Origin of the sequence: Kineosporia babensis (assembly GCF_021129305.1) — a bacterium.
GTDB classification, from domain to species: Bacteria; Actinomycetota; Actinomycetes; order Actinomycetales; family Kineosporiaceae; genus Kineosporia; species Kineosporia babensis.
The window spans coordinates 1-10,613 of the sequence record NZ_JAJOMB010000051.1 but is presented as its reverse complement, the minus strand read 5'-3'; the positions used below and the strand labels follow the sequence as shown (position 1 = coordinate 10,613).

General features: G+C 66.5%; 7 protein-coding genes. 1 reads left to right on the top strand and 6 read right to left on the bottom strand.

What is annotated here, in order from left to right; translation table 11 throughout:
- Positions 1-2,876: 2,876 nt before the first annotated feature.
- The 6 genes from rsmG to rpmH all read right to left on the bottom strand — a co-directional run bounded on the left by rsmG (position 2,877) and on the right by rpmH (position 6,675).
- Entirely contained in the window at positions 2,877-3,662 is a 786-nt protein-coding gene (rsmG, locus tag LR394_RS40715) for a 16S rRNA (guanine(527)-N(7))-methyltransferase RsmG (RefSeq protein WP_231450082.1), read from the bottom strand.
- A gap of 5 nt (positions 3,663-3,667) precedes the next feature.
- On the bottom strand, positions 3,668-4,303 hold the full coding sequence (locus tag LR394_RS40710; RefSeq protein WP_231450081.1) for a Jag family protein: 636 nt from the start codon (positions 4,301-4,303) through the stop codon (positions 3,668-3,670).
- Between the two features lie 218 nt (positions 4,304-4,521).
- Entirely contained in the window at positions 4,522-5,634 is a 1,113-nt protein-coding gene (yidC, locus tag LR394_RS40705) for a membrane protein insertase YidC (RefSeq protein WP_231450080.1), read from the bottom strand.
- 15 nt (positions 5,635-5,649) lie between these two features.
- A complete protein-coding gene (gene yidD, locus LR394_RS43960) occupies positions 5,650-6,033 on the bottom strand; it encodes a membrane protein insertion efficiency factor YidD (RefSeq protein ID WP_407937219.1) in 384 nt (127 codons plus the stop codon).
- 88 nt (positions 6,034-6,121) lie between these two features.
- On the bottom strand, positions 6,122-6,517 hold the full coding sequence (gene rnpA, locus LR394_RS40695) for a ribonuclease P protein component (RefSeq protein ID WP_331283145.1): 396 nt from the start codon (positions 6,515-6,517) through the stop codon (positions 6,122-6,124).
- Between the two features lie 20 nt (positions 6,518-6,537).
- Positions 6,538-6,675 (bottom strand): 50S ribosomal protein L34, encoded by a 138-nt coding sequence (gene rpmH / locus LR394_RS40690; protein WP_052528269.1) that lies wholly within the window; start codon positions 6,673-6,675, stop codon positions 6,538-6,540.
- A gap of 732 nt (positions 6,676-7,407) precedes the next feature.
- On the opposite strand from rpmH, the gene dnaA reads away from it, so the two are divergent.
- Positions 7,408-9,789, top strand: coding sequence for a chromosomal replication initiator protein DnaA (dnaA, locus tag LR394_RS40685; protein ID WP_331283144.1), 2,382 nt, complete (start codon positions 7,408-7,410; stop codon positions 9,787-9,789).
- The last annotated feature ends 824 nt before the right edge of the window (positions 9,790-10,613 follow it).

Genomic DNA, 10,613 nt, shown 5'->3' with positions numbered 1-10,613 from the left:
GGGCGACGGGCGACGGGCGACGGGCGACGGGCGACGGGCGACGGGCGACGGGCGACGGGCGAGCGTAGCCCGGAAGGCAGTGAGTTCGACAGACGGACACAGTCTGTCTGGCACGAATGCCGATCTTGGTTGAAGGCCTCGCCCACTAGAACGAGATGGCTTGGTCGATCATCACTGAGCCAGCGCCGACCACACTCGATGAGTTCGGCGGACCCTTCCGGTGCAGAGCGTGCTTGGCGAAGCGATAGATCCGGTGGCTGGCTCTGGCTCTGGCTCTGGCTCTGGCTCTGGCTCTGGCTCTGGGCAAGCCAAGACCTCGCTGTCTGAGCTTGCTCTGGAGCACCCAGCCGCTAGGCCTCGATCTGGCTCTGCACCCACCCAGCGGCAGTGCATACCTTCCGGGCCAGGCTGCTGCTTGCCCTGGATTCGCCTACATGGCCGGAGCTACTCGGGTGCTCTGAAAGGTCTGCCTGCGTGGCTCTGATCTGCTGGCAGTGCCGCCGGCCCTCGCCGAGGTAGATCCAGCCACGTAAGTAGAGGTCCTTGTCCCTCAGCCACGTCAGCGAGCTGGTCACGGCAGGTCACCCCTCCAACTCAGCATGTTCAATCGCCTCGGCTGGCCAGCCGCGTGACTGTCCCAGTCACGGATCGGCGAATCGACCTTGAGCAGCCGACCACAGCCGCAGGGGCCACCCATCCCTTGGCCCGAGGCACGGTGGAACGGCTGTGGCTCTGGCAATTGGCTAAGCGTCGGTTCATCAGGTCAGGGTCTGTGGCTGGCGGGATACGCACGTGGCTGTGCTGCAGATCCGTGAGCTGATAAAGCAGCTGAGCTGACACATAGGCACAGTCAAGACACCCGCACAGGCACTTACGACGGACAGGCAACCCGGGCACAACCAACCCCAGTGACACTCGGATAAAGATCCTCAGACGCCCCGCCTGCCAGTGCCCTGTCGCCGAACACGACGCCATGGCATGTGGCAACGATCCCCCACCAAAAGCAGAAGCAGAGGACGCGGTGGGAACCGAACGCTCGAGGTCTCAGCAGGACAGTTGGTCGGGAGCTAGCAACAGCTGACGGAATGGTCCAGCAGCCGCCCCAGAGACGCCTGCCAAAGAGCGGTCACGGCTGGATGTGGGCCGCTGAAGCCCTTCACCTGAACACCAGAGCGAACTGCCCTCACCTGTGCCCGAGGCCCGGAGCCGGGCCAGCCATGCAAGGTCGTCTCCTTGTTCCCGGGCTCTGCTCTGGCGCCGCGGTCATCAGCGCTGTCCCTGGCCCTGTCGCTCCGGCCCCACACATCGGTCCAGGCGCTGACCCAGCTCTTCTTGCCAACGCTGTGGTCCGCAACTCTGGCTCGTGGAGGGCGGCACGACGCGCAGAGCAGGGACACCCCGCTAATCCGCGTTGGGCATTCGCAGCTGGCAGTAACGCTCTCTTCGGAGTCCGATCAGAGTTGCTCAGCAGAGTCCACGAGCCGTCAGCGCAAGGGCCAGCGGACGGCTGGACCAGTTGACGACCAGCTTGTGATCACCTTCGGTCGCCGGGCCGAGGGCACCGACTGCTCTGTGGCTCAAACAGTGAACGGGGCCCTTTGTGACCACGACTCTGCTGGCAGAGCTCTGCACGAGCGCCACCGCTTGGGAACGTCCCGGGGCTGAGCGCCAAGAAGGCTGTGCCAGCGAGGGCTGAGCAAGACAGAAGCTATGTGGCTAGTGCCGACGAGAGTTGCCGGGCGAGAGCTGCGCTAGCTAAGGACCGAACGGCCAAGACCTGAGCTGGCAAAGGACAGGCCAGAACCAGGGTCGTGACGACGCAGACGGTACAAGCAAGGAAGTGAGCCGTCTCCTCTGTGACTGTGCCGGGGGACCACCAGAGGACGACGTATCCAAAACGATCGGGCCAGTACCAACGACGCGGCGAGTTGGCTCAGGGACTAGGGCTGGGAGCGGTCATCGCGTCCGGGGCAGATCCGCGGCGCGGTGGCCGCGGTGGCCTGGCCCAGGAGCGCTCGGACCATGGCTCAGTTCTCAAAGCTCAGCCCCTTGCGAACCCGGCAGCAGCAGGTCGCGCTCACCAACGTCTGGCCCGAGCAGCTGTACGCCAGCCCAAACAATCAAGAGCACCACCTGAGCAAAGCACCAAGCGATCAGAACAAGACGCCCCAGCCAATGATCAGCTCAAGGCCAGACACCCGCTCACACCGGCTAGACGGCGCCAGCCCACCCAAGCCACCCCCAGGCAAGCCAGGCTCCGCCCACAACGGCCAGCCACAACGTCCCTAGTTTTGCTCTCTTACCGTGACCGAACCGAGAGCTGCACACCCTTGTGGAAAGTCAGCCGCTATCCACCGTGGTCACGAGTTTTTCCACAGCGCTGAACACCGGTGGAAAAGTGTGGACGAGCTAGCGCCGGCAACTGCACAGCGTGCTCTCACGCGCACGAATCCGCAGGTCAAAACCAACATCGTGGCAGCTCGGCCTTTCACAGCGGCGCCGGCCGACGCGTCTCTCATCAGCCGCTGTGCACAACCCACAACAGTTATCCACAGGTCTGTACACAGGGCGGAACTGTCCTGTGCAGGACTGGGGATAACTGCAGGTGAGGTGACCGCCGGTAGCCAAGCGGGCCACCCGACGTCATCAGGTAATCACGCAAAGAAGTGCGCGGCGGATAGATCCCCGGGCATGTGGACACCGGGAGAACAAGCGCGCACTGGTCAGCATCGACCGATCGGCCGTAGATGAGCTAACCACGCTCAAACAGGAAAACCGCTGTTCCTGGACCCCCGGTGCAGCGACAGTGCCTCGAAACGAGTCGAGCTGCAATCCGTCTGCAGGCAGCAGAGGCCCAGGTCAGCAACTACACCGAACTAACGACGACGCCCAGGCGAAGACGAGGCCCGCTTGGCCCCAGCCCGAGAACCAGAACCTGAAGACCCGGCCCGCGACTTGGCACCGGAACCAGGAGCCTTCTTACCCGCAGCCGAAGCAGCCTTCTTCTTGGGTAGCTGCCCCTGCCGGCCAGCCACAATGCGCACCGCCGTCGTGGGCGTATCCAGCACCGACTCGCCACAGCGAACCACGTCCGAAGAAGCCGCCCCCAGCGCAGTCAGCACCTCAGCCGCCGCCACGAGCTCTTCCTGCGCAGTGTCCCCCTTGATCGCCAGCAGCTGCCCGTCCTTGCGGACCAGCGGCATGGACCACTCCGCCAGTGTGGGCAGCGCAGCGACAGCGCGTGAGGTGACAACGTCGAAATGCTGTCCGGACTCGGCCACGATGTGGGCCTTGCCGCGGATGATCTCGACGTTCTCCAGACCCAGCTCGGTCACGATCTCGCGCAGCCAGGTGGTGCGCCGCAGCATCGGCTCGATCAGGTACACAGTCAGATCCGGCCGGGCGATGGCCACCGGAATCCCCGGCAGGCCGGCCCCGCTACCCACGTCACCGAGCTCGACGTCGGCGGGCACCAGCTCCTGCAGCACGGCGCAGTTCAGCAGGTGGCGCTCCCAGATCCGCTCCGCCTCACGGGGGCCGATCAGACCGCGCTCCACCCCGGCCGTCGCCAGGGCCTGGGCATAGGCATGAGCAAGGTCGAGGCGGGGCCCGAAGATCGTCCGGGCCGCCGCCGCCTCTACCTCGGTAGGTTCGACAGTCACGAAGCTCAGGACTCAGCCGGCAGCACGACGACGTGCCGGTTCGGGTCGACGCCTTCGGACTCGCTGGTCAGGCCGGCCTCGGCGACCACGTCGTGCACGATCTTGCGCTCGAAGGCGCTCATCGGCTCCATCGCGACCGACTTGCCCGAGCTCTTGACCTGCTGGCACACCTTGGTGGCCTTCTCGGTCAGCTGGGCCCGGCGCTGCGCCCGGTACCCGGCGACATCCAGCATCAGACGGCTGCGCTCGCCCGTGTTCGCCTGGACGGCAAGGCGGGTGAGCTCCTGGAGAGCCTCGAGCACCTCACCACTGCCCCCGACGAAGCGACGCAGGGCCCGCTCGTTACCGCTGTCACCGACGATCGCGACCGACGCCCGGCCGTTCTCCACGTCGATGTCGATGTCCCCGTCGACGTCCACGATGTCCAGGAACTCTTCGAGGTAGTCGGCGGCAACTTCGCCTTCTTCCTCGAGGTCCTTGATCGAGGCCCGCGAGCGGGAGGCCTTCTTCGCCCCAGCCGCGGCGCCGTCGGCCGACTCAGCGGTCTCCCCCGCAGCGGACTCTTCGGCAGCTGCCGAGGCCTGTGCGTCTTCCGGACGGTCCTGGACCGACACTGCTTCGGCCTGTTCGCCGCTCTCCATGAAACGTCTCCTCACATCGCAGCCGGCCCGCCGAGCGGCAGGCCTGGCACCGGTCGTCCCCAACGACCGGCCACATGGATTTCATGCTGTCTGACGAACGATTCGCGACCGGGACTCCCCATCTTGCACGGAGAGTTCCGGTCGCTGCGCCGAACGATTTCCCGACGCTCAGATGCCCGAGACTCTTCCGGTCCCAGGAGGACCGGAAGAGACCTACTTTACGTTTCGGTCACATTTCCCCGGGCAGGGCCCTGCGTCTTGGATGCCTGCTGCTTGCCGTTCTTCTTCCGACCGGACTTGGGCTGCGTGCCGGGGACCGGCGCGTGCCCTTCCTGCGCGGTTTCCGGAGCCGAAGCCGCCGAAGCGGAATCGTCGCTCTTCGGGGCCGCTGTCCCGGAGCCCTGCTTGGCCCGCTGGGACTTGGTCTGCTTCTTCGGTTGCACCCGCGGCGGGGCGGCCGCAGCCGCCTCTTCCCGGGCCTTGGCCTCCTCGGCCTCGACCGCGCCCATGCCCAGCAGCGGCTTGCCCCGCTTGGCCCGGCGCTCGTTGAGCGCCTTCTCGGCCGGTGAGCCCGGAGCCGGCATCCGCCGGATCACGTAGAACTGCTGTCCCATCGACCACACGTTGGTGGTGAGCCAGTACAGCAGCACACCGATCGGGAAGTTGACGCCGGAGACCGCGAACACCAGCGGCAGCACGTACAGCAGGATCTTCTGCTGCTGCGCGAACGGGTTGTCCAGCGCGGCGGCCGGCATGTTCTTCATCATCAGCTGGCGCTGGGTCATGAAGGTCGCGGCCGACATCAGGATGATCAGGACGACCGTGAGGATCTTGGTGCTGAGGTCGTCGGAACGCAGGAACGTCGCCGACAGGGCGGATCCGAACAGCGTCGAGTTGTTCAGCTGCTCACGCAGGGTGTCGGTCAGCGGGCCGATCGCGAAGTCGCCGTTCAGCACGCGGAACAGGGCGAAGAAGATCGGCGCCTGGAGCAGGATCGGCAGGCAGGAGGCGAACGGGTTGGTGCCCGTCTCCTTGTAGAGCGCCATCGTTTCCTGCGTCATCTTCTGACGCGAGTCCGGATCGGTCTTGCCCTTGTACTTGGCCTGGATCTTGCGCAGTTCCGGCTGGATCAACTGCAGCCCGCGGGAAGCCTTGATCTGCTTCACGAACAGCGGGATCAGGACGATCCGGATGACGATCACCAGACCCACGATCGACAGCGCCCAGGTCCAGCCGGAGGTGGGCGACAGGCCGATCGAGGTGAACAGGGAGTGCCACGCCACCATGATCCAGGCGACGACGTACTCGAGGGGTCTCAGGATCTGAAGCATCGGCTCCTCGCCGGATCAGGCGGCACGTCGCGAGGCGGACGGCGCGCAGTTCTGGTCAGTGGGAGCCATCCGGCGATCGGCCGGGGTGGACTCGGACGAGCCGGGTTCGGTGACGAGCGACGCGGGCGAGGAGGCCTGCTCAGTTACCCCGTGCTCGCACCCGGACTTGCTCCTGACCGGTGGAACGTGGTCGATCCCACCCGGGTTCCAGGGGTGGCAGCGCAGCAGACGCCGGCCGGCCAGCCAGGAACCGCGGACGGCTCCGTGTCGCTGCACGGCGGTGAGCGCGTACTGCGAGCACGACGGGTAGAAGCGGCAGGTCTGACCGTAGAGCGGTGAGATCAGCGCGCGGTACAGCATCAGGAAACCGACGATCAGGAGCTTGGGGACGTCGGCCAGCCAGTGGGCGGCTCGGCGCACCCAGGTAGCGGTGCGGCCACGGCGAGAACCAGAGGACGATTCGTCCCCGGTGGATTCCGGCTGTGGCTCAGCCACGCGGTTCTCCAGCTACCTGCGACCGGCGCCCGCGGCCGCTGTTGCCCGTCGAGGGGCGTAGGGCAGCGGCCAGAGCGTCGTCGAAGTCGGTGGCGAGGGTGGTGGAACCGGCGGCCGCGGGGTTTGCCCGCACCACGACGAGAGCGCCCGACGGCAAGGCCGCCAGGCGTTCCCTCGTGATGTGACGCAGTTGCCGCTTCACGCGATTCCTCACCACCGCCGGGCCGACCGCCTTGGACACGACGAAACCCACTCGTGCCGGAGCGGCCGGGTCCGAACCAGTGCGGTTCAGATGGATGACCAGGGTCTGCCGACCGGCGCGACGGCCCTTGCGCACAGCAGCCGAGAATTCGCTGCTGTGGCGCATCCGGTGAACGCCGGGAAGCACCCTGAGACCGGGGCAGTCGGTCAGGCGGAGAGTTCCGCGCGACCCTTCCGGCGGCGAGCGGCCAGGATGGCGCGGCCGGCGCGGGTGCTCATACGCAGGCGGAAACCGTGCGTCTTGGAACGGCGCCGGTTGTTCGGCTGAAACGTCCGCTTGCTCACTTGAGGACTCCCAGATAGATAGTGCTTCGCAGTCGGCGCGGCTGGTGACGGAATGACAACAGCCGCTGACACCGACCTCCATCGGACGCCCACGCAAGGATCTGTGTGGACATGCGAAGAGAGGTCGCCGTCAAGCCCTCTCACGGTACGGGCGCACACGCCCTCGGTCAAACTCATCCCCAGGGCGGGCCATCGGCACGGCGATTCCACTGATCAAAGCACTGATCAAAGCCAGGAGCAACGCCGTGGCGGGATCGCCGGACGAGCGGGCCGGAACCAGGACTGCATCGCGACCAACCAGCGCTGAACGAGCGGCAGCCGCAGGCTGAACCACCGGACGCTGCGCGCCACTCACAGCTGCAAACATGAATTTGATGTGATCTGCGCCGCTGGAGTTATCCACAACCGGGCAGGTCGGAGCGGGCGAAACGGATTTGCCGGCCCACCGTTCGAAGGCCCGGCCCCGTTCGGTCGCTCCCACGTCCCGGCCCGAGGGGATATCGTCCTCTTCTGCGCTGCACGACCCGCAACGACACGCCGAACTGGCTGGTCATTGACTTCTGGGGCGGGTGAGGCGGACCGGGGGCCCGTCTCTTGCGACGGTGGGGTCCCGGACGGGTTCGACCGAACTCGAGTGCACACTTGACCGGTCCGGCCTCTCGTTCATACACAGGGTGTGGACAACGCTGTGGACGAACGACCGGATACGGACTGGTAACGGAGGTGAGCGGCGTGGCAACGCCGAACGAGGACTTCCCCTCAGTCTGGCGCCGGGCCCTCGATTCGCTCGATTCGGTGGGTGTGACCCCGCAGCAGCGGGCCTTCGTGCGGCTGGCCCGCCCGGTCGGTCTGCTCGACGGCACCGCGATCCTGGCCGTCCCCAACGACCTGACCAAGGAGATCCTTGAGCAGCGGGTCCGGGACACGATCACCGGCCTGCTCTCGGAGCACCTCGGCATCCCGATCCGCCTGGCCGTCACGGTCGACTCCTCGCTCGCCGGCGGTGAGCCCGTGCACGTACGCACGCCCGCCGGCGGCATCCGGATGTTCGACTCCGAAGAGAACGCGACCTACGAGGTCCGCGGCCCGATGTCCCGTTCGGGCGAGAACGGCTTCGGTACCCCCCGAGCCGACTTCCGCGCCGAGCTTCCGGTCGAGGGCACTGGGCCCTGGAACTCCCAGCAGTCCTCCCGATCCGTCCCGGACATGCGCGACCTGCGCCCTGACGGCACCGACCGCGCCGAGCGCAACCACTTCGACCGCTATCAGGACGAGTACCCGGCGGATTACCGGCAGGACTACCCCAGCACCTTCGGCAGCTACCCCGTCAGCCGCCTGGACGCGGAGCGTCCCGACCGGGGTTACGAGAACGACCGGGGTTATGAAAGCGAGCGCCCTCGCTACGAGAGCCGGCGCGAGCTCCGTCAAAGCGGTCGCTTCGAGGAACAGCCAGAGTTCCCCCGTCACGAGAACGACCTAGGTCAGCCCGGGCACAACGCTGGGCATGAGATCGACCGTGCCCCTGACGAGCGCCCCGAGGCGGACCGTTTCGACTTCGAGTCCGGCAACGACGACTACCCCGCCACTCGCTACGACGGCTCCCGTCTGGACCTCAACCGTCAGGAGGGGACCCGCTTCGACCTGGGCCTCACCTCGGCCGAGCTGTCTGACCAGGAACCTACCCCCGCCGAATCCCCGGAGCAGCCGGAAGAACAGACGCAGTCCGGCGAACCGCTTCAGGGAGACCTGTTCGGCCAGGACTCGTTCAACGCCGAACGCCGGTTCCGCTACGACGGCGCCGGATCCGCTCCCGGACGCGATTCCCAGCCCGACAGCGGTTTCCGTGGGGACTCCCGTCCCGGCCGGGGTAACAACCCCGACTCGATCATCGACATCCGCAACCTCGAGCGTTCCAAGCCCCTGGAGGGCACGCCGCCGGCGATCCCGTCGAACTCGAGTCCTCTCGGCGTGCACAACCACGGCGGCCTGTCCACCGGTCTGCCCGCCTCGTCCGAGCCCGCGCCGCACCCCGAAGACCGGCCCGCCCGGCACCGGGCCACCAAGCCCACGGTCGAACCAGCCCGGCTCAACGCCAAGTACACCTTCGAGACCTTCGTCATCGGCGCCAGCAACCGGTTCGCCCACGCCGCTGCCGTCGCTGTCGCCGAGGCTCCCGCCAAGGCTTACAACCCGCTGTTCATCTACGGCGAGTCCGGCCTGGGCAAGACCCACCTGATGCACGCCATCGGGCACTACGCGATGAACCTCTACGCCGGGGTCCGGGTGCGCTACGTGAACTCGGAGGAGTTCACCAACGAGTTCATCAACAGCATCCGCGACGACAAGGCCAGCACCTTCCAGCGCCGCTACCGCGACGTCGACGTCCTGCTGATCGACGACATCCAGTTCCTGCAGAACAAGGTGCAGACCCAGGAAGAGTTCTTCCACACCTTCAACACCCTGCACAACGCCAACAAGCAGGTGGTCATCACCTCCGACCTGCCGCCCAAGCAGCTGGCCGGGTTCGAGGAACGGATGCGCTCGCGCTTCGAGTGGGGCCTGATCACCGACGTCCAGCCGCCCGACCTGGAGACCCGGATCGCCATCCTGCGCAAGAAGGCGATCGGCGAACGTCTCGAGGTCCGCGACGACGTCATGGAGTACATCGCCTCGCGCATCTCCACCAACATCCGCGAGCTCGAGGGCGCCCTGATCCGGGTGACCGCGTTCGCCAGCCTGAACCGCCAACCAGTCGACCTGTCCCTGGCCGAGATCGTGCTGAAGGACCTGATCCCCGCAGACGACACCCCGGAGATCACCTCGAGCACGATCATGGCCCAGACCGCCGCGTACTTCAGCGTCAGCATGGACGACCTGTGCGGCCCTTCGCGCTCGCGCACCCTCAGCAACGCCCGCCAGATCGCCATGTACCTGTGCCGCGAGCTCACGGACCTGTCCCTGCCGAAGATCGGCCAGCTCTTCGGCGGCCGCGACCACACCACGGTCATCCACGCCGACCGCAAGATCCGCACCCAGATGGCCGAGCGCCGGTCGACCTACAACCAGGTCACCGAGCTCACCAACCGGATCAAGCAGACCTCGCGAGTCTCCTGAAAACCCTTTAACTAGAGACGTTCTGGCTGGCACTACAGCCAAGTCCCCCGGGCCTTCGGCTGAGGTTCGGGGCCCTCGAACCGGCTGCCATTCCCCACCCCTGAGGCTTTCTCCCGTCCAGTCGCCTCACGTGTGCTGCACCCGAGGTAGCCCCTTCTCGACTCGTAGCCCAAGCGCGAGATCAAGGCCCCCGTCTCAACACCGCCTCTCAACCCTGGCTTGCGATCTTCAGCGGCCTGCCTGCTACTCAACTTCGCCACGGTGCCCCAACACCAGTCACTCCCCGCGGGCTACCTCCCACCAGCTGATCCTCCAAACGATCTGCAGCGCTCGCTCACACCACCTACCCATCGCTGCCGCCAACGCTGCTCGTCCTCACCGCCCACGCCCACCAGTCGCGTTCACTGCCTGGATGTCGAGCCACCCATCCTCAACATCCAGCCCCTCGTCGCCCGCCCTGCACCACCCACCTCAGTGCCCGCCCTGCACCGCTCACCTGCGCTCTCACTCTCACCACGTACCTCGCCGGTTGCCTTCCCCGCTCGTCCTGCCTCCCCTTGCCACTCACCCCAGCACTCGCTCCCATCAAGCGCCTGCACCACCCACCGGCCCCGCTCGTACTCGCCAACTCCCCTTCGGCGTTGCCTCGACCTCCTGGTCCCGTAACTCCCCCTCGTCGCCTTACTCGAGTTCCGGGGCAGTGCTCCCTCCGACTCGCGCCCCTCCAACCCACTAAAGCCGGCGGCCTGCCACACGCCCACCAAGCGGTCCTCGCAAATAACGCCAACCCCCGACTCGAGTCCCTCCCCGACTCGAGTCCCTCC